The sequence below is a fragment of the Parabacteroides sp. AF19-14 genome, assembly GCF_003635485.1.
Classification (GTDB): Bacteria; Bacteroidota; Bacteroidia; order Bacteroidales; family Tannerellaceae; genus Parabacteroides; species Parabacteroides distasonis.
In genome coordinates, this window is the sequence record NZ_QTMJ01000016.1 from 65,598 (window position 1) to 90,759 (window position 25,162).

Here is a 25,162-nt window from a genome sequence, read left to right on the forward strand (position 1 = left end):
TATCGATAAAGTAAACTCTTGTGGAAATTCAAGGGTTTATGAATCAAAGTGTGATTACGATAAGCGTTTAAGATATTATCTTTGGAACTGAAAATCGCCAAGTTTCAAGTCGGACAGAGATAATAGGCAACTAAACGCTCACGCTTGTTATATATACTGCCTAATAGTATACGTAATAAGGCGTGGGCTGTTGTTTATTATTTGTCCGATGGGTGTTTGGCGATGCCTCAGTTTCGAATAGTAGATTAACAGTTCCCACGCTTCTTTTTTGTAGCATATAGAAATACCGAACAAGGTGAACGGTCCGGTTTGAGGGAAACGTATATGGAGGTAATTAAAAAGCAACGTTTGGCTGTCTGTCGTATATTATTGGATGTAGTGGAAGGTGCGTGTGAGGTCCGTGATCCGGATCTGATCATGCGGACTCGTCATTATCCGGCACTTCAAAAGGAGATGTGTTTTGCGGATCGGGATTGGGAAGAAGCGAGAGATTTGAGTGTACTTGCCTGCTTGGTACTATCCAAGGAATTGCATTATAAGGTTAAGATGATGATCGGTTTGGTAGCTCATGACTTGTATTCAAGGGAGTCCTCGGTCTCTTATCAGCAACGCCTGTCCTTCGATGTGCTGATGAGTGCGATCGATTGGCCGGTCTCTTTTAAGGAGATCACGCTCTTTGCTCCCTCAAAATAAGTTATAGTTTGTACGTAAGACCTTGAATTCCGTTCTGCGGTTGATCTGGTCGGCGATCTCTTGCTGTTCCGGCGGCAGGGCAAGGATGAATTCCTCGGTAAGCACATCGCCTTCTTTCAAGAAATCGAATTGTTTAGCCATCTTCTTATTGATCGTCTTGGGAACGCTTTCTCCATATCCTTTCGCTTCCAGACGAGCCGCCTCGATACCTCCCGCTATTAGGTAATCCACGACCGATTGCGCACGGCGTTGAGCCAAACGCTCGTTATACTGGTCCGTACCTTTCCGGTCCGTGTGGGCACCCAGTTCGATCGTTACGTTCGGGTTATCGTTCAGCATCTTGATCATCTCGTCCAAAGCTTTCTTGGATTCCGGACGAAGGGTCGCTTTATCGAAATCGTAGAAAATGTTATCGATAACAACCGGCTTGCTGATCGGAGAGAGAAAGAAATCCACGATATACGTCTCGTTTTTCTCCTCGGGGCCGGTATGCAACTCGTAATTCTGGTTGAGGTAACCACGGGCGCTGGCCATCATGACATAACGGATGTCCCGTTCCAACTCGACACGATAGGTACCGTCTTTCTTGACCGGGACTTTCACGTTCAGTCCGTCTTTTCCGACGATGCGTACGGTAGCGTCCTCGATCGGATATTCATCGACATCGTTTACGATTCCTTCGATGAAGATGGTGATCGTAGGCCGTTCAAAGGAATATATATGGTCATAGCCCCGTGCGTCGTTGCGGTTGGAGCAGAAGAAGCCCCGTTCCTCTTTTCCGGCGAAGGTGATACCGAAATCGTCTGCCATAGAGTTGATGGGAGCGCCTAGGTTTTCGACCTTCCACTTCCCTGTACTGTCTTGCGTGGCCTTGAACAGATCGAGGCCGCCCATTCCCGGATGTCCGTTGGACGCGAAATAAAGGGTGACGGAATCCCGGACATACGGGAACATCTCGTCTCCCGGGGTGTTGATCTCTTCTCCTAGGTTCTCCATCGGGCCGAAATCGTTTCCCGCTACCCGGGCACGGAAAATATCCTTGCCACCGAAACCGCCCACGGCGTCGGATACGAAATACAAGTATTTGCCATCCGGCGAGATGGAAGGATGACCGAGGGCGGTAACCGAGTCTTTTACGATCGTCGCACGGGTTCCTTTTCCCCATTTGGCGCTGCTTCGGGTAGATATGTAAATCTCGGCGGTACGAGGGCCTTCCGGATCTTGGGCGCAATAGGTATAATACATCGTGTTTCCATCGGGGGAGAAAGAGGGGGTTCCTTCGTCGTATTCCGTATTCACCTCGTCTTCGAGCTCTACGGGAGCTAGCCAAGCCCCTTTCTCGTCTTGCTTGACAAGGAAGAGGTTATTGTTATTTTGCCCGGTGATGGCGCTGACTTTCGCGTCTTTGTCTTTCGAGCGGGAAGAAGCGAAGTATAGTTGGTCGTATTTATCTCCGGCCAGCATCGGACTGAATTCTCCCCGGCGGGAATTGAATTTATCCATGCGTCTTACCTCGTAGCGGGTAGGGTTCTTTTTCCATCCGGGAGCTAACTCGCATCCTTGTATGCCGTTGATGGCTAATAAATTGCTAGGATCGTTCTCCATGTAGATATCGTAGTTCTTGATCGCCTCCGGATAACGTCCGGTCTTCTGCAGCATCTGTCCCATGCGTAGGTAGACGGTACTATCGGGGTAATCATAGCGGATGGCGTTCATATAGGCGCTAGTCGCTTTCGCCGTATTATTGATCAACCGGTTACATTCGGCCATACGGTAAGCGATATAGCCGCGCAAATCCCTTTTCTTCGGGGATGTTTTCGTGTAAACCTTACGATAAATGGCGGCTGCCTCATAGTATTCCCCGATACGCTGCTTCTCCTCGGCATCGCTCAACTTCGCCGATTTGCAGGAATACAAGGAAGATACGATAAGCAAAAATAAAATATATATAGTAAAATGCGCTTTCATTCAATCTGGAATATATTCGTGCAAATATAACGAATTGTATGGGATCTTATTGTATGTCTGTTACAATAACAAGGAACTATCCCCATAACTCAGGAACCTGAAATCGTGCTCTAAGGCATACTCATAGATGGATTTCCAGTTTCCTTTTACGAAAGCGGAGATCAGCAAGAGCAAGGTGCTTTTGGGCTGGTGGAAGTTGGTGACGATTCCTTTTACGATCTTGAACTCATAGCCCGGGGCGATGATGATTTGCGTAGCCGTTACCAGCGTATCCGCATCATGCTTATCCAGATAATCGAGGATGTTTTGAAGGGAACGCTCCGCTGTCAGCCGGTTGTTATTCATCTCGTAAGGCATCCATTGTTTTACGACGAGATCTTCGGAAGTCGCTTCGGGGTTATTATCTAGGATCACGCCCATGTAATAGAGACTTTCCAAGGTCCGTACGGAAGTCGTTCCTACGGCGATGATATTTCCAAGGTTGCTTTTGATACGTTCGATGGAACTGCGTCGGACGGAGATAAATTCCGTGTGCATCTCGTGACCTTCGATCGTGTCGCTTTTTACCGGTTTAAAGGTACCCGCTCCGACATGCAAGGTGACTTCTTCCCGCCCGATGCCCCGAGCATCTATATCGGCAAGTACTTCCGGAGTGAAATGAAGTCCGGCGGTCGGTGCGGCGACGGAGCCTTTTATCTTAGAATAAACCGTTTGATAGGTCTGTAGGTCGCTCTTCTCTGTTTCCCTGTGCAAATAAGGAGGAATCGGCAAGACCCCGGCGGCATCCAAAATATCGGCGAACGTATAAGCTTCATTATCCCAAGTGAATTCGATCAAATGTGTGTCACCATGAGACTTTTTCTTATCCGCTGTCAGCACGACCGGTTCATCCTTAATGAAGATCGTTTTGGATAAAGTGCCTTCTTTCCATTTCTTAAGGTTGCCAACCAAGCAAGTCCAGCTACAGCGTCGGGTCTCTTGAAAAATCAAAGCGTAATCATGAGGCTCGATGGGCTCCAAACAGAAAATCTCGATGCGTGCGCCGGTCTCTTTCTGGAAAAGTAGGCGGGCTTGTATGACCCGGGTATTATTGAATACCATCAAGGTGTTCTGGGGAAGATAATCCGTGATATGCTTAAAGATACTTTCGCTTATTTCCCCGTTACGGTAGAGTAAAAGTTTGGACTCGTCCCTTTTAGGCAATGGGAACTTCGCGATTCGTTCGTCCGGTAACGAATAGTTATAATCTTCAATACGTATTTCTTGCGTCTTCATTACTTCTTCTGTCCTGTTAAAAAACATCCGTTTGTACGGATTCCGGGTGCAAAAGTAGTAAATAGGTTTCGGATTCGCGGATTATTCCCTAATTTTGTGCGCATAATATAATAAGGTATAGAATATGAGTATTCAAATAGGTGATAAAGTTCGCTTCCTGAATAGTGTGGGAGGTGGAGTCGTACGTGGATTCCGTGGAAAGGACCAAGTGTTGGTTGAGGATGAGGATGGGTTTGAGGTTCCTGCCTTGATCAAGGAATGTGTCGTGGTTGGGGGTAATGATATGCAAGTGCATAGTTCGAACCGTCCGAAAGTACAGGCTCCGGTAGAGACTCCTTCCCCAATGAAGCCTGAACCCAAAGAGGAAAAGGTCGAGGAGACACCGGAGGGAGAGCGTCTGAATGTGTATCTGGCTTATCTCCCGGTCGATCCGAAGGCGTTTCAGCAATGCGGCTATGAGACGTATTTCGTGAATGATAGCAATTACTATTTGTTCTTCAATTATATGAACCGGACGAATAATAGCTGGACAAGCCGTTATAACGGGATTATCGAGCCGAATACGAAAATATTCCTAGAGGAGTTCGGTAAGCCGGAGTTGAATGATCTGGAAAGGATCTGCGTGCAACTGATCGCTTTCAAGAAAGATAAACCCTATTCGTTGAAAAACGCCGTATCTGTAGAGTTGCGCTTGGATACGGTTAAGTTCTACAAGCTTCACTGCTTTATGGAGAATGATTTCTTTGAGGAGGATGCCTTGATTTATCCGATTATCCGCAATGACTTGCCCGAGAGAGAACTATTGGTCTCTGCGGCAGAGTTGAAGGAAGCTATGCAGCAAAAGGTTCGTGAGGAACGTAGGGTTCCCCGGCAAATCGTGAAAAAGAAGCCGACGAATAGCGCTATCCTTGAGATCGATTTGCATATAACCGAATTGTTGGATAATACGAATGGATTGAGCAATGCGGATATGCTGACGTACCAGTTGGGAAAATTCCGTGAGGTGATGGATCAGTATGCTCTTAATAACGGACAGAAGATTGTCTTTATCCATGGAAAAGGCGATGGCGTGCTGCGTAAGGCGATCGAGAAGGATTTGAAGACCCGTTATAAGCAACATTATTTTCAAGACGCTTCTTTCCGCGAATATGGTTTTGGTGCGACGATGGTAACGATTAAGGCTGATACCTCGCAACATGGCCATTGAGATAGAACGGAAATTCTTGGTCTCCGGTGATTTCTTACCGGAGGCTGTTAGCTCCACCCGTATCGTGCAGGGATATATTTGCTCACAGCCCGGACGTACGGTTCGTATTCGTATCCGGGGAGAGGAGGGATTCCTAACGATCAAAGGCGCTTCGGATGAGAAAGGCTTGAGCCGTTATGAGTTTGAGCAAAAGATTCCTCTGGTGGATGCCGAGCGGTTGTTGGAGCTTTGCGAGCCGGGTGCGATCGACAAGGTTCGTTATCTGGTTCCCAGAGGCAGCCATACGTGGGAAGTCGATGTTTTCCACGGAGCGAATGAAGGGTTGATCCTTGCGGAGATCGAGTTATCGTCTGAGGACGAGCCTTTTGAGAAACCGGCTTGGCTGGGTAAGGAGGTAAGTGGAGATCGCCGTTATTATAATTCAATGTTGACAAAACATCCTTTTAATAGTTCAAATACATGAAGAAACTCTTTTTATCTGTAGCGGCCGCTATATTGGCGTTTCCGGTCTTGGCCGATGAGGGCATGTGGCTGCTCCCTTTATTGAAGCAACAAAAGTTTGCGGAGATGCAGGCCCTTGGTCTGCGATTAAGCGATCAGGAAGTGTATAGCGCCGAGGCTCCTTCCTTGAAAGACGCCGTGGTTCGTTTTGGCGGTGGTTGTACGGGCGAGATGATCTCTCCGGACGGGTTGGTGCTGACGAATCATCATTGTGGTTATAGTAGCATCCAACGGCATAGTACCTTGGAACATGATTATCTGACGGACGGCTTTTGGGCGATGTCTCGTGATAAGGAGCTTCCGAATCCGGGATTAACGGTTACCTTTATCGATAAGATCGACGACGTGACGGATTATGTGAGGACGGAACTGAAAAAGATCACGGATCCGAACAGCATGGAATTCTTGTCCGCTAAGTACTTGAATGGCCTCGCTAAAGCGAAAGTAGGTGAGAAGTTCTTACAGGATAACCCCGGTACGGAAGTCGAGATCAAGGCTTTTTATGGAGGTAATAAGTACTATATGTTTACCAAGAAGGTCTATTCGGATGTCCGTTTAGTCGGTGCTCCCCCTTCCTCTATCGGTAAGTTCGGGGCGGATACGGATAACTGGATGTGGCCTCGCCATACCGGAGACTTCTCTCTTTTCCGTGTGTATACCGACGCGAACGGAAATCCGGCACCTTATTCGGAAACCAATGTCCCGCTTCGTCCGAAACGTTGGCTAAAGCTTTCTTTAAAAGGTGTGGAGGAGAACGATTATGCCATGATCATGGGGTTCCCCGGCCGTACCAATAAATACTATACCTCATGGGAGGTAGCTGAACGTCGGGATATAGATAATGCGGTACGTATTAATATCCGTAATCTCCGTCAAGAGGCGATGCTGGAAGAAATGTTGAAAGATCCGCAAGTCCGGATTCAATACGCTAGTAAGTATGCGGGTTCTACGAACGCTTATAAGAATGCGATCGGTAGTAACTGGGCGATCAACAAACGTAATTTTGAGCAGGTGAAAAACGATGAGCAGGATCGTTTGATCGCTTGGTCGAAGAAGATGTGTGAGCCTGCTTATCCGGAAGCGCTTCTGACATTGGAGCAGATCGTTAATGATCGTAAGGATTTGCGTTTCCGTAGTTGGATGTTGGATGAGGCATTGAGCCGTGGCATCGAGTTCTCCAAAGTTCCGACCGATATCGAGACTGTTTGTGAGGCTTTGGAGGGGAAAGATCGTTCCGAGCAGCAAAAACAGGTCACTCAATTGGAGAGGGCTTTCCACCGTTTCGCTGATAAGGATTATGCGCCGATGGTTGATAAGAAGATAGCGAAAGTCATGTTAAAGGAATATAGGCGTTTGGTCGCTCAGAAGTCGCAGCCGGCTTATTTATCCGTAATCGATAGCAAGTTTAAGGGGGATGTGGATAAATTCGTTGATTATCTGTTTGATAAATCGATCTATGGTAGCGAGAAGAACTTTAATGCGTTCAAGGAGCACCCGTCTGTCAAAACTTTGAGAGAAGATCCGATGATTCTGTTTGCGCAATCCGTAAAGGATGAGAAAAAGGCGTTAGATAAGGCCTTGGCTGATTTTGATGCCGGATATGCGATCGCCCATCGTGCGTATGTGAAAGGACTTTTAGCGATGTATGGAGACTTGGCTAGTTTTCCGGATGCGAACTCTACGCTTCGTCTGACTTATGGGCAGGTGAAAGGTTACAGTCCTCGTGATTGCGATTATTATGGTCATCAAACCACTTTAGACGGCGTCATGGAGAAGGAGGATTCTACGAATTGGGAATTTGTGGTTTCTGCTCGTTTGAAGGAATTATATCAAGCAGGAGACTTTGGCCCTTATAAGATGCCTAACGGTAAAATGCCGGTTGCCTTCTGTGCTACGACCCATACAACGGGAGGGAACTCCGGTAGTCCGGTATTGAATGGACAAGGAGAGTTAATCGGTATCAATTTCGACCGTAACTGGGAAGGAGTAGGAGGGGATATCCAATATCTGCCCGATTATCAACGCAGTATTATCGTAGATATCCGTTATGTCCTATTCGTAATCGATAAATATGCCGGAGCCGGTTATTTATTGAACGAGATGGAATTCTCAAGATAGAGAAGTAAGTTAACTTCGTGGGCGAAGTATGTTAACATACTTCGCCCATGAACCTAAGTTCCTTTTTCTATAAAGCCAAAAAGAGGAGACATATCCCTGAAAGATACGTCTCCTCTTTTTGTATATGTATATCTATAACTTAATAAATCTTGTCAAGATCAACAGCTTTGACTCTGAAGATATGACCGTTACGAGAGAATACCAACTCTCCGTCTTCCTTCTTCTTCTGATTCACCAAACGCTGAAAAGCTATATTTGCACCTTTTACTATATTCTCTTCGAATTCTCTAACTTCTTGCTCATTCATGATGTTCAAGTTTTGTAAAAATATCTAGATTATACACTTCCCTTTTATCATTCTTGAATCCCTTGGCGATCACTTCCATGGGAGACATCGAATTATCTGTTATCATCCAATAGTCACTAATAGGAAGGTATAGCTCAAATAAATTGTGGATACCGGCCTCATACCGACGCCGTATCGTTGCTTCCGGAATATTGTGACCTCCGGCGGCTACCCTCATTTTCACACGTTCCACGGCTAGATCCGGCGTATTCAGCCAGAAGTAAAGCAATGTAACATAATAACCTTCCCTTTGTGCTTCCCGTATCAGGTTTGCGACTGAACGGGTGGCCAGCGTAGTTTCCATTGCGAAAGTCTCACCAGCACCGATGAGTTCCTTTATCCGCTTATACATAATACGACTAGCTTCAACGGCGACGGCTATACTGTCTGCATTAAAAGGGGAAAGTCCCTTGGCTATCTCGTCTGAGTTAACAAACTCCCTACATTTTAGCATTTCTGGTAAAATCGTGAAGGAAGCTGTTGTTTTTCCTGCTCCGTTGCAACCTGATATTATATACAAATATGGCACTGTTTGCTGTTTTTGATGCTGCAAATATATGTAATAGTTTTTTAATATGCGTCGTTTTATTTCTCAAAAATCGTGAAAATGTGCAGGAAATGTACTTTTAACTAACAGGTTTGTTGGCGAAAGTGGTGGTTTTGTTAATTTTTATACCCAAAGTAGATCACTCATGATTCCGTCGGAAACGAAGATTCCTGACTTGGATAAAATCAATTTGTCACCGGTTTGTAATAAGAGACCTTGGTTGATATGGGGTTGAGCTTGCTTTTGACAATAAGAAAGGAGCTTCCTGCCAAATTTTGTCTGGATATCAGCGAAAGAGACTCCCCACATGGTTCGAAGGCCGGTGATGATGAAGTCATTGTACCGGGTGCATAGGTCTAAATCCTCGGATTCTATTGTCGGATGCCCATTTTCTATACCTTCTATATATATAGGTAGAGAAGATGGATTCCATTCCCGGTCTATCCCGTTATAAGAATGGGCGGAAGGACCGAGGCCTAGATATTTCTTTCCGGTCCAGTAGGAGCTATTGTGCTTGGAGAAGAACCCGGGACGGGCGAAATTAGATATCTCGTAATGCAAATAGCCTGCTTTTGCCAACCGATCTATTAATGTGGAAAAGAACGAGACGCTTAACTCCTCGTTTATGGGGGTCACTTTTCCCGCTTCCAGCAATTTGTAAAGTGCGGTACCTTCCTCGTAAATGAGGTGGTAGGCGGAAAGATGGGGAACATCCAACCGGATCGCTTGTCGCAAATTCTCTTCCCATGCTTGCTGCGTTTGGTTGGGGAGTCCGTAGATCAAATCGATACTGATATTTGTAATCCCATATTCCTTGCATAGTTCTACTGCTTTAATCGCTTGTTCCCGGTCATGGCGACGATTCAGAAAACGCAAATCTTCCGGATGAAAACTCTGTACACCCATACTGACCCGGTTAAAAGGATAATTACGGAGAAGCGATACATATTCTCGTTTCATGTCATCCGGATTCGCCTCTAAGGTAATCTCCATTTGCTCGGTTACATCAAAATGACGATAGATGGCCTCGAATATCTTGCCAAAATCCTTCTCGTCTAATTGAGAGGGGGTGCCTCCCCCGAAGTAAATGGTTTCTAATGCTTCGTTTCCTATATATCCCTTCCGCAATTCCATCTCTTTTATAAGTGCGTTTATATACGGCTCTTTATACTTCATCTCCGTATTGGAAAAAAAGTCACAGTATAAACACCGCTTGGCGCAAAAAGGAACGTGGATGTATAAACCTGCCATATTGAATATGTTCTTGACGCAAAGATACGTAATTAGAAGATATACTTCAAATGTAATAGAAGATATACTTTAAGTGTCGTAGGATATATACTTCGTTAGTAAAGTAGGATGATCGTATGAATAGTTAAAAAAAGTTGTTTGTTAAGTGGGACTCCTTTTTATAACAAAAAAGAGGGTATCTTTGATTATTCCATATATTCTAAGAATCAATGAAGGTATCTATAAAAGATATAGCTCAAGCTTTAAGTCTGTCTAAGGCTACGGTGTCTTGGATTTTATCCGGTCAAGGCCCGGCGAAAGGGTTTAGCGACGCCACGATCAAACGGGTGAAGGAGTATGCTGAATCGGTTAACTATCGTCCGAATCTGCTGGCCCGAAGTTTGTCTTTAGGAACAACGAATACGATTGGCTTAATCATTCCCTTCATTGGTGATACGTTTTATGCGCAATTAGTTCAAGCTATAGAATCGGAGGCCGCACGGAATAAATACGTGTTGATCGTGTGTAGTTCGGAAGGTGATGGGGATAAGGAATACGAGTTGGTTAAGATGCTTCGCTCTAAACAAGTGGATGGAATTGTTATAGCGCCGACCAAAATTTCGAGAAAGGGGGTAAATCTTTTATTGAAGGATTCTTTGCCTTTTGTATTGGTAGACCGCTATTTCCCAAACGTGGATACGAACTACGTGATTGTGAATAACAGTCAGTGCAGCTATGATTTGACTTATCATTTGCTGAAGAAAGGATCTCGTAAAATAGCGTTAATAACAACGGATGTTCATCTGTTTGTTATGAAGCAACGTATAGATGGATACCGGAAAGCGCTGAGAGATCTGGGAGTAAGCAACGATTTTGAGTTGGAAATCTTTGTTGAACGGCAAAACTACAAAGCAGATCTTGTCGATAAGTTCGATTGCTTATTTGAAGAAGTTCCCGATGTGGATGGTTTCTTTTTTTCCACTCACTATTTGGCGTTGGAGTCTATACGTTATTTTATTAGCCATAAAATAGATTATCATACTCGTTTTAACATGGGGTGTTTTCATGAGACTGTTGCGTTGGATATTCTGTGTCCGGAAATGAGTATCTCACGGATGCCAATTGAAGAAATAGGTATCCAAGCGATAAAAATATTATTGGAAAATGTAAACGATAAGAATTTCTTACATAAAGGTGTTGTCGTAAATAACCAATTGATCTTGAGATGATGTGAAGTGTATTCCCTTATTGTAATTTCTGAGGGGGTGTTTTTTTACTTGATAATATTTTTGAAAAAAGACGTACATGTTTTCCGCAAAACACGTACGTCTTTTTTCAAAAACACGTGCGTGTTTTTATAAGGGAACGATTGGGTTTTGTAATATGTTTGATATTAGATAGTTGCGTTTTGCTGATTATGTTTAGGCTTGTTGTAGTTAATTTTCATCAATCGTTAATCCATGTGAAATATATCCTGTATTATATGTTAATATGGCTTAAATATATGCTTAAATTGTTGCTGTATTGAATTGAATCATTATATTTGCGCATATTTAAACGGTTAAATAATAATATACGAATAATATTTATATGTGTATATGTTGTTTTAGTTTAAATATATTAATTTGTTGTGCCTTTATAATTGTAATACCTATGATACGAAAAACAGTCTTATTATGTACAATTTGCATGTCTTTGGAGGCCGTAGCGCAACGTGAGAGCGCTGTTGTTAACCCCGTAGAACCTGTGCGGTATGAAAATGAAAACGGGAATTTTAAGATTTTATCTTATATCAAGCAAAGTCATCTGGGAGAGTCCGGTCTAAGTGCTGAGGTTGGTGGAGTGAAGCAAGATCTGCTTCGTACGGACAATCCGGATAGCTTATTGGTTTGGTTGCCTATGATTGGTGAAGAGGTTCGCTTGAAAGTTTTTTCCGGGAAAAAGTGCGTGGTTGACCAGATGTATCGCCCTGTCATTCCTTCGGATTGGGGCTATTTCCAGAATGGAACGATCCATTTGATACAATCTTCGCATCAGGACATCGCTTGGATGGATACGCCTGATTATTGTCGGGAAGATCGTATAGAGGGTATTATCATGCCAGCGTTGAGCTTGATGAAAGAGAATAAGGATTTCAAGTTTGAGATGGAGCAAACACTTAACTTGATGGAGTTCTTGGAGAAATATCCGGAAAAAAAGGGAGAGTTAATCGACTTATATAAGGAAGGAAGATTTAACTGGGGAGCTACCTATAATCAGCCCTATGAGGGGTTGTCTAGTGGTGAGCAATTGGTTCGTCAGGCTTATTACGGCCGAAAATGGATACGGGAAAATCTGCCTGGGTGCGATGACCGGGTAGCTAATAATATGGATGTGCCGGGACGGACTTGGCAGATGCCTCAGATATTGGCCAAGAGCGGGATTCCAAACTTGTTTATCAGCCGAATGAAGGAGGGACTGTATGACTGGTATAGCCCGGACGGATCAAAAGTCTTGACATTCACCCCCGGTAATTATGGATGGGCTTCTATGATCTGGAAATTTTTTGATAAGGACGGGGTGACGGCTTTCCACAAGTTGCATCACCGTTCCTTAATATGGAGCGATTACTTCAAAGAGCGTAATATTCCTCCGCATTATGCGATTTTGATAAGTTGCGACGCAACGAAACCTGTGGATTATCAGAAGGTGGTTGACGAGTGGAACTCGATCGCTTCTCAAGCGTCGGTGGCGCTTCCTCGTTTAACGGTTTCTACCGCTGAGGCTTATTTTGATCGGGTTCGTGGAAAGAATACCCGCTTTGAGAAAGTTGAAGGTGAGCGGCCGGACTTATGGCTTTATATCCATGGTCCTGCGCATTATGAAGATACTAAATATAAACGTGATGCGGCTGTATTATTGCCAGCAGCCGAGTCGTTTACCACGTTCTCTGGCTTGATTGATAATGATTTGGATAAGTATCCGCACGATGCTTTTGATAGGGCTTGGATGGCTTCGATCTATCCGGACCATGGATTGGGAGGAAAGAACGGGGAGATAACGGACGCTATTTTCAAGGATAGCTTGAAGTGTGCGAGAGATCTGGGAGAATCCTTACTGGGGTCTGCCTTGGAGCGGATTGTTGAAGAGGTAGATGTGCGGACGGGGCAATGGGTGGTTTTTAATGATCTTACGTGGGAGCGTGATCGTTTGGTCGAGATTGCCATCTCTAAGCATAAAGCAGTTGTGAGAGACGAGGCGGGGAATGTGGTTCCTTCGCAAATCAAGACGGTAGGAGAGCAGAATTACGTCGTGTTCATGGCTCAAAAAGTTCCATCGATGGGATTTCGTTCGTATAAGATAGAGGAGGGGAAAAACGCTCCGAAGGAAGAAAAACAGTTCGTGGTTTCGGATAATAGCCTGGAAAACGTCTACTATAAGGCCTTGTTAGGGAATGGAGGCATTGTCTCTTTGTATGACAAGGAGTTGGGACGAGAGATCATCCATACTTCGAAATTTGCGTGTGGCGATATCGTAGAGTTGGGTTATAACGGCAATGGAGCGGGTGAGTTCACGCGTGTTACCGACGTGACCCCGGGGGATATTACTCCGCTTAGCTTATTTGACGCTCATTGGAGAGTAACGGAGTCCGGGCCACTTTATACTCGTTTTGAGAATATCCAGCCTACCAAGCATACAACGATCGTCCAGACCATTACATTCTCTCACGTTAAGAAACAGATCGATTTTGATGTGACCTTACGTGATTTTGATGGCGAGCACAATCGGCAGTATCGGATCGCCTTCCCGGTAAACATAATGGGAGATCGTACCATCAATTACGAGGTTCCTATGGGAGTTGCCCAAGTGGGCAGGGATGAGATGAAGCAGCAACCGGGTGGTTGGGCTTGGGGAGGAACGTATGTACATCATCCGGAGGATACCCATCCGCGTGAGATACAGAATTTTATCTCGGCTCATGGTAATGGATTCGGACTAACGATGTCTTCTTGTGTGGCGGTAGGCGATTGGGTGGATCCCTCTAGGGAGCAAGCGGTATATCCGGTCTTGCAGGGTATCTTGTTGTCTTCTCATAAAAGTTGCCATGGTGAGGGTAATTGGTATCATCAAACGGGTACGCACCATTTTAATTTCTCTTTGTCATCTCATAAGGAGGGATGGACTGAGGGGTATCGGTTTGGAGTTGAGGCGAATCGTCCTTTTTATGCGAGAAAGAAAGAAAACAAAGGAGGCGTATTGCCTGCGGTGAAGAGCTTTTTGTCGGTATCCGATCCATTCGTAGCAATGTCTCTTATAAAGAAGGCCGATAATGATAATAGCTTGATTATCCGCCTGACAGAGATGGAGGGCAGGGATAAAGAGGTACGGGTGACTTTGCCTGTGGAGGCTAAAAAGGTAATCCGGACGAATTTGATCGAGGACGAGCAGGAGGTTATTCCGGTATCGGGCAGTACGATCACCTTGAGATTGGGACACCATGCGATTGAGACATTTAAACTTGTGATATAGAGAGGAGTTACCATGGAAATACAAGTGAAAAAAAACACATTTTGGAAACTACCACCGGTCTTATTCGCCTTTTTTGTGATGGGATTTGTGGATGTGGTAGGCGTTTCTACAAGTTACGTAAAAAGTGATTTCGGGCTGAATGATACGTTGGCCAACTTATTGCCGATGTTGGTATTCTTGTGGTTTGCGGTTTGTTCTTTGCCTACAGGTTTGCTGATGAAACGTATAGGGAGGAAGAATACGGTCTTGCTAAGTTCATTGATAACGATCGTGGCTATGGTCTTGCCGTTGGTTTACTATTCGTTTTTCTCCGTACTTTTGGCCTTTGCGTTGCTGGGTATAGGTAATACGGTGTTGCAGGTTTCCTTGAATCCTCTTTTGATGGATGTGGTGGCGAAAGAGAAGGTGACGAGTTTGCTTACCTTTGGGTATTTCATCAAGGCTATATCCTCTACCTTGGGCCCGGTTATCTTGAGTGTTGCCATGGGAGTCTGGGGAGACTGGCATTTAGTCTTTTGGGTGTATGCGGTTTGTACGTCACTTTCATGGATATGGCTGGTTTGCACTCCTATCCAAGAGAAACGGGAAGAGGTGGCTTATGTCGGTGGATCTATTTGGAAATTGTTCAAGAACAGGAAGTTGATGGTGGCATTCTCTGTTATATTGCTGATTGTCGGCTTTGAGATCGGATTGATGACAGCCGTCCCTAAGTATTTGCTGGAGCGTTGCCAAATTCCGATAGAGCAAGGGGGGTTGGGATGTAGCCTTTACTTTGCGGCTCGTACTTTGGGTACATTTATCGGATCGATTATTTTGTCACGTTATTCTTCCAGTCGTTTTCTGATCATAAATATGGTATTGGCTTTGCTGGCATTCGGATTGTTCATGGTCTCGTCAAATTCGACAATTGTCTTGGCAGGGTTGTTCTTGGTGGGGCTGTTTTGCGCGAATGTTTTCCCGATCATATTTTCTTCGGCCATCCAATCTGAGCCTTCTAAAGCGGATGAGATTTCGGCATTGATGATCATGGGTGTCGCTGGTGGAGCTATCTTGCCTGTTTTTATGGGAGGTATAGCGGATGTCAGCAATCAGTTTGTCAGCCTCTTTGTGCCTTTGTTGGCGTTGGTGTATATATTGGGCGTGTCGGTAAAAATGCGATAATTCATCATTAAAAAACAATTATATGAAAGATATGACTTCTTTACAGCGTTGTCTGGCGATCTTGAACGGAGAGATTCCGGATATGCTTCCGGTGATTCCACAAAGTTTCATGTTTGCGGTGGAAACAGCAGGAATGAAAATTGGAGATGTAAATAAGAATGGAAAAAAAATGGCTCAAGCCCATATAATATCGCAAGAAAAATATGGCTATGACGGATGTGTTATCGATTTTGATGACGCTACGATAGCCGAAGCCGTGGGTGCTAAGGTGATATTCCGTGAGGATGAGCCGGCTACGGTAGATGAGTCTTGTCCGGTATTAAAGGATTTGAGAGACGTGTATGATATGCCTATTCCCGATCCTTTGAGTAGCGGGCGTTTATGCGAGTGGCTGGAGGCTACACGTACTTTGGTGGATGCGATTGGCGACCATGTGTTTGTTATGGGGCGTGCGGATCAAGGGCCTTTCAGTATCGCTTGTTTGTTACGGGGTACTACACAGTTTATGATGGATTTGCTGACGGAGGATCAAAAGTTAATAGAAGATGTTTTGGAGTATTGCCGTACGATCAGCGCTGTTTTTGCTAAGGCCCAGAAGGATGCCGGTGCGCATGCGACTTCCATAGGAGATGCATTTGCGGGGCCTAACTTGATCTCTCCGGACTTGTATCGCCAATTCGCTTTGGAGCCGGAGAAGAAATTGACTCAAGAGGTACAAGATTATGGCATTCCTTTTTCTATTCATATATGTGGTAATACGAATGGTATCATACAAGATATGGGTATGACTGGCGCGCGTATATTGGAAATTGATTGGATGTTGGACATCAAAGAGGCACGTAAGCTAGTTCCGGAAGATACGGTTTTGATGGGAAACATAGACCCTAGCTTCCCGTTGGTTATCGGTACCTCCTCGGATGTAGAGGCTGCCGTGAAAAATGTGATCGAGGCTACGGGTGGCAGGAGACATATTATCAGTTCCGGTTGTGCGATGGGAAGGAATACGCCTCCGGAGAATTTTAAGGCATTTATCGCTGCGGCTCGTAAGTATGGTTCCTATGAGAATATTTTAGAATTACAAAATATAAAATAATGGAATATATGGCAGATTTAAATAAGTTATTCGATTCAATTGTTGCCGGGAAGCTCGAACCGGCGGTAGAGGTTACCCATCAGGTTATAGAGGAAAAGTTGGATATACAGTCCGTTATCAATAATTATATGATTAAGGCGATGGAGGAGATTGGAGGTCGCTTTGAGAAACAACAAGCTTATGTGCCTGAACTATTGATGGCTGCACGTGCGATGAAAGGATCGCTGGATCTGTTGAAACCTCATTTGAAAGGGGATAAAACGGAGACAATCGGAAAGATCGTGATTGGCACCGTATTCGGTGATTTGCATGATATCGGGAAAAATCTAGTCGCTTCCATGTTTGAGGGATGTGGTTTTGAGGTTGTTAATATGGGAGTAAATGTTTCTTCGGATAAATTTATTGAAACGGTTAAAAGAGAAAAACCGGATATTCTTTGCCTATCCGCCCTACTAACAACTACGATGAATTATATGAAAGTTATCATTGGGGCATTGGAGAAAGAGGGACTTCGCGATCAAGTAAAGGTCATGGTAGGCGGGGCTCCGGTCAATGAGTTGTTCGCTAACCAGATAGGAGCGGATGGATATAGTGGTAATGCCAATGCGGCGGTTATCAAGGCCAAAGAATTATTATGTATCGCATAAATAAGCTCGGTTATGAAGGTTAATATGAAAGAATGGATCACATCCCTATTATCATCAAAAGAGCGAGTGGCTATTCCGGTTATGACCCATTCGGGAATTGAGTTACTGGGACACACCGTATATGATGCGGTAACGAATGGGGATATTCATTATCAAGCGGTGAAATTGCTGGCGGATAAATATCCTTCCGCAGCCTCTACCGTGATCATGGATCTGACCGTAGAAGCGGAAGCTTTTGGGGCTGAGATTCATTTTTCACCCAATGAGGTTCCTAGCGTTATCGGGCGTTTGGTATCAAATCAGGAAGAAGTGGAGAAACTGGAAGTACCTTCTTTGAATAAGGGAAGGCTGCCTGAATATCTAAAAGCGAATCGAAAGATGTCACGGGAAGCTTCAAAACCGGTAATATCCGGTTGTATAAGTCCTTATTCGTTGGCAGGTCGTTTGTATGATATGTCTGAGATTATGATGGCTATGTATATCGAGCCGGATTGTATTAAGCTATTGCTGTCTAAGTGTTCGGAATTTATCAAACGTTATTGCTTGGCATTGAAAGAATCCGGAGCCAATGGGGTCTTGATGGCAGAACCGGCAGCGGGCTTGCTCTCGAACGAGGCTTGTTATGAGTTCTCCTCAACCTACATTCGTGATATTATTCAGGAAGTCCAAGACGACTCATTCGCCGTTTTCTTGCATAATTGCGGAAATACCGGACAGTGTACGGATGCGATGGTGCGCACTGGAGCTATGGGCTATCATTTCGGAAATGGCATCGATATGCTCTTGGCACTTGAGCAATGCCCGAAGGATGTATTGGTCATGGGAAATATAGATCCTGTATCCGTGTTTAAGATGGCTTCCGGAAAAGAGTTGTACGAGACAACGATGGAGCTGTTGACTAAGACTGCCAAATATCCGAATTTCGTGTTGTCTACGGGATGTGATACGCCTCCGGAGATTCCGTTTGAGAATATAGAGATGTTTTATAAGGCTATTGGCGATTTTAATAAGATTGGAAAATGATAGAAAGCTATTTTCATAAAGGTGAGGGATATAATCCGTTCTTGATACGAGAAGGATGGCAGGTGGCGCAATTGAATCATGTTTCCGGTCATGGTCTTGATGATATTGAGCGGATCGAGGTTCATAAGTCCACGGATGAGGTCTTTATTTTGTTCAAGGGAAATGCGGTATTGGTTGAGGCTGTCGTAAATGGAGACAATACCACGTTTCATTGTGAAAAAATGCGAAAAGGGGTTACTTATAATATTCCGGCAGGTACATGGCATGATATAGCGATGGATCTGGATGTGGAGATCATCATTGTAGAGAAGTCTGATACGCATAAAAACGATTGTGAATACTTAAAGCTGAGCCAACAAGAGCGAAACGATTTATATGCGATGATAAACAAGTCGTTGCTGTAAGATAAAGATTATGGAAATGGAGGAAATGAGAGTTTACATAATATGGGGATTTTTGGGTAGTGGCAAAACTACGTTGATTAATCATTTATTATCTACTTATTGGGTGGATAAAAGGGTGGTTATCATTGAGAATGAATCTGGAACGACTTCCGTGGATAGTTTATTGCTACGTAGCAAGGATTATCATGTATGGGATATTACCTCCGGTTGCGTATGCTGTACGCTTCGCCATGAGCTTCCTCGTGTTATCAAAGAGATCAAAGAATCTGTTCATCCAGATCTTGTATTGGTGGAGCCTTCCGGTTTAGCTTCCTTGGAAGATTTGATACGGATGCCGGAGTTGGCGATAAACGGATTCATATCGTTGGTTGATGTGGGTATGTATCCGCTTTTAAGGCGGCTGAATCCGACTTTTTATCAACGGCAATTTGCCTTGTCGCCTGTTATCGTGTTGACAAAGACGGAACGGGTAGAAGCGGATGAGGTGGAGGCCGTACGGGAAGCTCTTTTAGGCATTCAAAATCAATCGAAAATCGTTTCGGACTACAGATCCTTATGCAAGAACGACTGGGATGAGCTTTGGGCGTATAGTTGTCATAATAGATGGGATGCTGGTGGTGTAATGTATGCGAAAGTGTCCGAGATTTCATACGGGGTTCAAACGATTTCGGTTACATCTCCATTTGACTCTTGTTTTTTTGAACAGTTATTTAACCGGATAAATAACTTAATCCCGAAAGCGATCATAAGAGCCAAGGGGGTAATTCCGGATTCCGGCAAGTGGCAAAAACTGGATTATGTGAATGGAAAAGCCACATGGGAGGAATTTGTATTATCGGAAGAAGGGAGTGATAAATCATTCCTATCGGTTTGGTATGATAAATCGCAAGCATACGTGGCAGATTGGCTGGCCACCTTTGTTAATGCGACAGAAGAAACTTGTTCGATAGAGGATTTGGATATTGACGATACTGAATTATATCGTTACTTAGGTTTTGATATTTCAAGACCGGATGCGTATCTGCTAGACTTCATACAGCGTTTGAAGCAAGAAGCCTTATCCATTTGTGTTCCTCGATTTGGATATCGCTTACTTCCCGGTGAGGCCAAAGATAAAAGGTCTGTTGTATTATCCGGACAGACATTTACCCCGGATGGAATCATTGTCCGTTATTTGCGGGACAGCGATTTCTTTGCGACTATCGTAGCCTCGGTAGGAGCGGAGCTTGATAAATGGATAACCGAAAAAAGATCCGGAGGCGATGTGATGGAGGCTTTTGTCGCTGACGCCTTGGGGTCGACTATCGTAGAAGCTATTGTCTCTTGGGGACTTTCTCGATTGGCAGCTAAGATGGGAAAACTGGAATTTAAGATTAGTAACTCATACAGTCCGGGATATTGCGGTTGGGATGTTGCGGAACAACGGTTGTTTTTTTCGCTTTTACCGGATAAGTTTTGTGGTATTTCACTCACCGATTCATGCTTGATGCTTCCTATAAAATCGGTCAGTGCTTTGGTTGGAATAGGTAAAAATGTCGAGAAAAAGCCTTATGGCTGTGCGATCTGTAGGAAGAAGGATTGCTTTAAGAGAAAGGAGGTGAGGCAGTTGGTATAATAGTGGGTAATTTTAATGGTGTTTATAGTATTTATTAATTATTCAACCTAAATATAGTATATTATGGAGTTTACAAAAATGATGGTATTGCCCATCGCTTTAATTTCTTTTTTGCCGTTGTCAACGGACTTGAGAGCGGAAAGTCCTAATACGGTCAATATTTCTCAACAGATTAAAAAATTAGTAACAGGAGTTGTAGTTGATGCTGCCGGGCTACCTTTGATCGGTGTAAATGTTAGCGTTAAAGGTACCACGGAAGGTACGATTACCGATTTGGATGGAAAATTCAATTTAAATGTGTCTTCACAGTCGATGTTGGTTATTTCGTATATTGGTTATAAGACAGTAGAAATTCCTGTACGAGAAAATGTGAGAGTGGTTTTAGAAGAAGACTCTCAAGCTTTGGAAGAAGTGGTGGTGGTTGGTTATGGTACAATGCGTAAATCGGATGTGACTGGCTCGATTGGAGTCGCTAAAGGAGAGGACTTGACGAAGAATCAGAATTTTAGTGCTTTAGAGAATTTACGAGGTAAAGTTTCGGGCGTAAATATTTTTTCTAATTCAAGTCAGCCCGGAGCGTATGCGAATCGTGTCGTGATACGTGGTATGGCTACTATAAATTCTTCATCGGAACCTTTGTATATTGTTGATGGGGTTGCCATGGAAGACTTCTCGTTGGTAAATCCTAATGATATTGAATCGATGGAGGTTTTAAAGGATGCCTCTGCGGCGGCTATTTATGGCGCTCGTGGTGCGAATGGCGTTATCATGGTAACAACAAAACGAGGTCTGAAAGGACGTGAGGGGGTACAAGTATCTTATCAGGGTTCGGTAAGTATTAGTAGCATAGCTCGTAAAATGGATACGATGAACGCTCAAGAATGGTGCGATGCTTTTATGAAAGGCCTAGAGAACGAGAATACATATTATGATAAGAATTGGTCTTTGGATCGGACTTATTGGTTCCATGACCGCGACTATTTTGATGCGAACGGAAATCCAATATATGATACGAATTGGCAAGATGAGGCCACACGTACTGCTGTATCTCACAACCATCAGCTAAATATCCAACAAGCTGGTCAAAAGTCATCAATGGGAGCATTTTTGAATTTTACGGATCAACAAGGTATCGTGATGAATACATATAATAAACGATTGAACGCAAAGATCGCTTATGACGCTCATCCTACTAAATGGTTATCTACCGCTGTCAATGTACTGGTTAATCATACATGGGGACGTTATACACCGGAAGATGGAGGTGGGCAAGAGGCTCGCCGTACGATGATCGAAATGGTCCCATGGTTGCCTGTAAGAGATAAATATGGTAAATATACGACAAATCTTACTTCCCAAAGTGAGAACAGTTATTTTGGTCTAGAAGGAATGTCAAATCCTGTAATGATCTTAGATCTGCAGAAGCGAATGCGTTATAATACACAAATTTTTGGAAATGCGGCGCTAACATTTCATTTGGCAGATGGCTTAGATTTAAAAACACAATTTGGTGTTGATAGCCATAATACGACTTATAGAGGGTATTCTTCGATTGAGTTGAATAACATTTCTATGCCGAATGGCTGGGCGGAATACCAGAATTGGAATACATTTTATTGGCAAGAAGAGACTTATCTAACCTATAATAAGGTTTTTGGTGATCACAGGTTGAATGCTATGGCAGGTCTATCTTGGCAAGAACGTACGCAACGTTGGGATAAATCTTATACTCAGGGTTTCTCCGACGATTTTTATGAAAATAATAATATGTCGGTGGGAACTCTTCCAAACGCACCTGAATCAAGTTGGACTCGATGGGCCATGAACTCTTATTTTTTGCGTTTTGCTTATACCTATAAAGATCGTTATTCTGCGACTGTGACAGGGCGTGTCGATGGGTCTTCAAAGTTTGGAAAGAATAATAAGTACGCATTTTTCCCTTCTGCTGGTTTGGCTTGGAATATTTCTCAAGAAGATTTTTTGAAAGATAACGCATTAATAAGTAATTTAAAATTACATACAAGTTATGGCTTAACTGGAAATTCAGAGATCGATCCTTATAACTCTTTAGGGAAAGTAGATGCGGGCACTTATTATATTGATGCGAAACGTTCAGCTTATTCTTATATCAAGACAATGTCTAACCCAGATTTGAAATGGGAGAAGACCGGGCAATTTGATGTTGGTTTTAATTTAGGGCTATTCAATAATCGCCTAAATTTTGATATTGCTTATTATAATAAAAAGACAACTGATTTATTGTTAGATTGTCCTGTACCCCATTCTACGGGTTTTACTTCTATTTTTAAGAATATAGGCTCTGTTCGTAATCAGGGTGTAGATATTATGGTGAATGGGGCCCCTATTCAAGGTGATGATTTTACTTGGTCTTCCACACTAAACCTAAATTATAATAAGAACGAAATCTTAGCATTAAGTGATACGAATGCAGATGTCTATTTGTATGATTGGGTTGGTGGAGGTAGTGTCCTTCGTGTTGGTGAAAGTATGGGTAGTTTCTGGGGATTAGAGCGTAAGGGTGTTTATACGCTTGAAGATTATAAGGCTGGGGCTTGCGAGAAGACTCAGATTGGTCGGGCGAAACGTTCTGATGAGAAAACTATAATAGGTAAAGGATTACCTGACTGGACTGGTAGTTGGATTAATAATTTCTCTTATAAGAATTTTGATTTGACAGTTGACTTGCAATTTGTTTGGGGGGTCGAGACTTTACAACGTTTTATGTGTACAACGAATGATCGCTTTGGCATTACAAATGGTTTGAAAGGGGTTTTATATGATGCTTATGATGGAACAAATCCAGAAACAATGCAGCCAATGATATATTTAGCTAGCGGTGCTCATTTTGGAGAAGAACATGCTGGCCAAGATATAACGAGCGACTCCGGATGGGTTGCAAATGGTTCTTATCTACGTTGTAATATGGTACAGCTAGGATATACATTTAACTCGCAATTGATAAAAAAAATAGGATTGTCGGGTTTAAGATTATATGCTAGTGGAAATAATCTATTTCAAATCGTTTCAAAGGACTTCTTAGGATATGATCCAGAATCTTCTTCCGAGACAAGTGGTAAATTTGGACAAAATATGACTTTTTTCTCTTATCCCAGAGCTCGGACATTTACATTAGGGGTTAACGTAACATTTTAGTCAACTTAATAAAGCAAATAATCGAATATGAAAAAGCTATTGATAATAATTATCGTTTGTGCTAATATGATGAGCTTTAGCGCATGTGACGATTTCTTAAAAGAAGAACCTAAGTCACAACTAACGAATGTTGGATATTATACAACGGAAGCTCAAGCTGTGGCTAATGTGAATTATTTATATCGCACAGGTGCAATACGCCAAATAGCTTCAGCTCCCAGTGCTTATTTAGGTAGTTTCGCTACTGTAACAGGTATGCTGACTGGCTATTTCTCAAATAGTTATGAAGGACAAGAGGTTGTTTGTAAATATTCTAGGGAATTAAGCCGCCAGAAATATACGATGCAAATATCAGGAACTGTGGATGGAGTGTGGGATGCGTGTTATAATGCGATAAATGTCGCTAATTCGGCGATTAAGTACATTCCTAGTATTCCAATGGAAGATTCTTCTATTTCTAAATATGTAGCAGAGGCTAAGTTTTTTAGGGCGTTCAATTATTTTTATTTGGTGAAAACATTTGGTGCTATCCCATTCTATACCGAACCCTATGAAGTTGCCGTAGATATGGAATTAGAGCGTACTGGTGTAGAGGTGGTCTATGCTCAAATAGAGTCTGATTTAAAAGATGCGGTAGAGATTCTTCCTGCAAGTAAGTTTGCGGCAAATGCTCATCGTATTACAAAATACGCAGCAGCTATGTTGTTGACAAATGTTTATATGCAACAGGGTAAATATGCGGAAGCCACTAAATATGCACGAATAGTGATTAATTCTCCTCATAAATTAGTTATGAATGAAGATTTAGCGATGAATAGTGCTTTCAATAAATTGCGTTCGATTGATGATTTAGACGAGGTAATTTATGCGCAAGAATATGATAATAGCATCAATACGAGTGATTGGCTTCCTAGTTATTCTTGTAGTTCAAATGCGACGACTGTATTTGGTACGTATTCCATTATGGAACGTGTTTATGGACCGACAGATCGATTTTTAAATGTATATTCCCCAAATGACTTGCGTATTCAACCGAATCAGTTTTTCCACTGGGAATATACAAATCCTAATACAGGAAAAAAATGGTCTTCAAGTACAGCAGGATGTTGGTATTATTTTGATGAGGAGGCTCTGTTAAATACGGGAAAGGGTACAAAAGACTGGAATATCTATCGCTATGCGGAAGCTTTATTGGCTGGTGCTGAATCTATTGCCCAAAGTGAGGGTGTGACTTCAGAGGCTGCAGGTTATTTAGCCCAAGTGCAAGCTCGTTCAAATATGGATGGTAAAAGCGTAGAAGAGATTTCTTCAGAGTTGATGAAGTTATCGAAACAAGCATTTATTGAGGCATGTTGGACTGAACGTTTACGTGAATTCCCTTTAGAGTATAAAATATGGGATGATTGTACTCGGACAGGGATGTTCCCTGTAATATCGGAGACGGATAAGGGAAAGGTTCGTTATGTGACTTTATTGGGTGCTCAAAATGCGGCAGGCGCAACTTTTAAAGAATCAGATTTACTATGGCCGATATCTGTAAATGAGATGCAACGTAATCCTAATTTGACTCAAAATCCGGGTTATAACTAACGGGAAGATATTTACAATTTTATTTATATAAGGGGGATGTGCTATCTTGGTGCATCCTCTC

The 25,162-nt window shown here is 43.2% G+C and carries 18 protein-coding genes and 1 pseudogene; 14 read left to right on the forward strand and 5 right to left on the reverse strand.

Annotated elements, in window-relative coordinates; all coding sequences use genetic code 11:
- Window positions 1-324 precede the first annotated feature (324 nt).
- Window positions 325-693 carry a hypothetical protein gene (locus DWX33_RS15715; protein WP_036618242.1) on the forward strand — a complete coding sequence of 123 codons (369 nt, stop codon included), beginning with the start codon at window positions 325-327 and terminating at the stop codon, window positions 691-693.
- Here DWX33_RS15715 and DWX33_RS15720 read toward each other — a convergent pair.
- Window positions 685-2,661 (reverse strand): OmpA family protein, encoded by a 1,977-nt coding sequence (locus DWX33_RS15720; RefSeq protein WP_005868464.1) that lies wholly within the window; start codon window positions 2,659-2,661, stop codon window positions 685-687. The genes DWX33_RS15715 and DWX33_RS15720 overlap by 9 nt on opposite strands.
- Before the next feature lie 60 nt (window positions 2,662-2,721).
- Entirely contained in the window at window positions 2,722-3,936 is a 1,215-nt protein-coding gene (locus tag DWX33_RS15725) for an S-adenosylmethionine:tRNA ribosyltransferase-isomerase (protein ID WP_044545984.1), read from the reverse strand.
- 124 nt (window positions 3,937-4,060) lie between these two features.
- Here DWX33_RS15725 and DWX33_RS15730 point away from each other — a divergent pair, with 124 nt between their 5' ends.
- The 3 genes from DWX33_RS15730 to DWX33_RS15740 are packed head-to-tail and all read left to right on the forward strand — an operon-like array spanning window position 4,061 to window position 7,762.
- Window positions 4,061-5,143 (forward strand): DUF2027 domain-containing protein, encoded by a 1,083-nt coding sequence (locus DWX33_RS15730; RefSeq protein WP_044545983.1) that lies wholly within the window; start codon window positions 4,061-4,063, stop codon window positions 5,141-5,143.
- The gene (locus tag DWX33_RS15735; RefSeq protein WP_005858868.1) at window positions 5,133-5,606 is read left to right on the forward strand and encodes a CYTH domain-containing protein; all 474 of its coding nucleotides are present in this window, start codon (window positions 5,133-5,135) and stop codon (window positions 5,604-5,606) included. The genes DWX33_RS15730 and DWX33_RS15735 overlap by 11 nt, the downstream gene beginning before the upstream one ends.
- Window positions 5,603-7,762 (forward strand): S46 family peptidase, encoded by a 2,160-nt coding sequence (locus DWX33_RS15740; protein ID WP_122380654.1) that lies wholly within the window; start codon window positions 5,603-5,605, stop codon window positions 7,760-7,762. The genes DWX33_RS15735 and DWX33_RS15740 overlap by 4 nt, the downstream gene beginning before the upstream one ends.
- A gap of 139 nt (window positions 7,763-7,901) precedes the next feature.
- Here the strand turns inward: DWX33_RS15740 and DWX33_RS22610 are convergent, their stop codons facing one another.
- From DWX33_RS22610 to hemW, 3 genes are all read right to left on the reverse strand, one after another.
- Window positions 7,902-8,069 (reverse strand): hypothetical protein, encoded by a 168-nt coding sequence (locus DWX33_RS22610; RefSeq protein WP_005858864.1) that lies wholly within the window; start codon window positions 8,067-8,069, stop codon window positions 7,902-7,904.
- Window positions 8,062-8,661, reverse strand: a complete 600-nt coding sequence (locus DWX33_RS15745; RefSeq protein ID WP_005858862.1) for a zeta toxin family protein — start codon at window positions 8,659-8,661, stop codon at window positions 8,062-8,064. Before DWX33_RS15745 ends, DWX33_RS22610 begins: the two co-directional genes overlap by 8 nt.
- A gap of 117 nt (window positions 8,662-8,778) precedes the next feature.
- Entirely contained in the window at window positions 8,779-9,906 is a 1,128-nt protein-coding gene (gene hemW / locus DWX33_RS15750) for a radical SAM family heme chaperone HemW (protein WP_122380655.1), read from the reverse strand.
- Window positions 9,907-10,115: 209 nt separating this feature from the next.
- On the opposite strand from hemW, the gene DWX33_RS15755 reads away from it, so the two are divergent.
- The 10 genes and pseudogenes from DWX33_RS15755 to DWX33_RS15800 all read left to right on the forward strand — a co-directional run bounded on the left by DWX33_RS15755 (window position 10,116) and on the right by DWX33_RS15800 (window position 25,101).
- Complete coding sequence (locus DWX33_RS15755) at window positions 10,116-11,114, forward strand: LacI family DNA-binding transcriptional regulator (protein ID WP_122380656.1); 999 nt, start codon at window positions 10,116-10,118, stop codon at window positions 11,112-11,114.
- A gap of 424 nt (window positions 11,115-11,538) precedes the next feature.
- Window positions 11,539-14,394: a glycosyl hydrolase-related protein gene (locus DWX33_RS15760; protein WP_122144000.1), complete on the forward strand. Its 2,856-nt coding sequence runs from the start codon at window positions 11,539-11,541 to the stop codon at window positions 14,392-14,394.
- Window positions 14,395-14,406: 12 nt separating this feature from the next.
- Window positions 14,407-15,555, forward strand: a complete 1,149-nt coding sequence (locus tag DWX33_RS15765) for a sugar MFS transporter (RefSeq protein WP_122143999.1) — start codon at window positions 14,407-14,409, stop codon at window positions 15,553-15,555.
- A 22-nt stretch (window positions 15,556-15,577) separates the two neighbouring features.
- Complete coding sequence (locus DWX33_RS15770) at window positions 15,578-16,648, forward strand: uroporphyrinogen decarboxylase family protein (RefSeq protein ID WP_122143998.1); 1,071 nt, start codon at window positions 15,578-15,580, stop codon at window positions 16,646-16,648.
- 17 nt (window positions 16,649-16,665) lie between these two features.
- A pseudogene (locus DWX33_RS15775) lies at window positions 16,666-17,295 on the forward strand (corrinoid protein); the annotation flags it as partial.
- 12 nt (window positions 17,296-17,307) lie between these two features.
- Window positions 17,308-18,318, forward strand: coding sequence for a uroporphyrinogen decarboxylase family protein (locus tag DWX33_RS15780; protein WP_122380657.1), 1,011 nt, complete (start codon window positions 17,308-17,310; stop codon window positions 18,316-18,318).
- On the forward strand, window positions 18,315-18,722 hold the full coding sequence (locus DWX33_RS15785; protein ID WP_122143996.1) for a hypothetical protein: 408 nt from the start codon (window positions 18,315-18,317) through the stop codon (window positions 18,720-18,722). Before DWX33_RS15780 ends, DWX33_RS15785 begins: the two co-directional genes overlap by 4 nt.
- 16 nt (window positions 18,723-18,738) lie before the next feature.
- A complete protein-coding gene (locus DWX33_RS15790; protein WP_233570191.1) occupies window positions 18,739-20,337 on the forward strand; it encodes a GTP-binding protein in 1,599 nt (532 codons plus the stop codon).
- 63 nt (window positions 20,338-20,400) lie between these two features.
- Window positions 20,401-23,511, forward strand: coding sequence for a TonB-dependent receptor (locus tag DWX33_RS15795; RefSeq protein ID WP_122143995.1), 3,111 nt, complete (start codon window positions 20,401-20,403; stop codon window positions 23,509-23,511).
- 27 nt (window positions 23,512-23,538) lie between these two features.
- Window positions 23,539-25,101 (forward strand): RagB/SusD family nutrient uptake outer membrane protein, encoded by a 1,563-nt coding sequence (locus DWX33_RS15800; protein ID WP_122143994.1) that lies wholly within the window; start codon window positions 23,539-23,541, stop codon window positions 25,099-25,101.
- The last annotated feature ends 61 nt before the right edge of the window (window positions 25,102-25,162 follow it).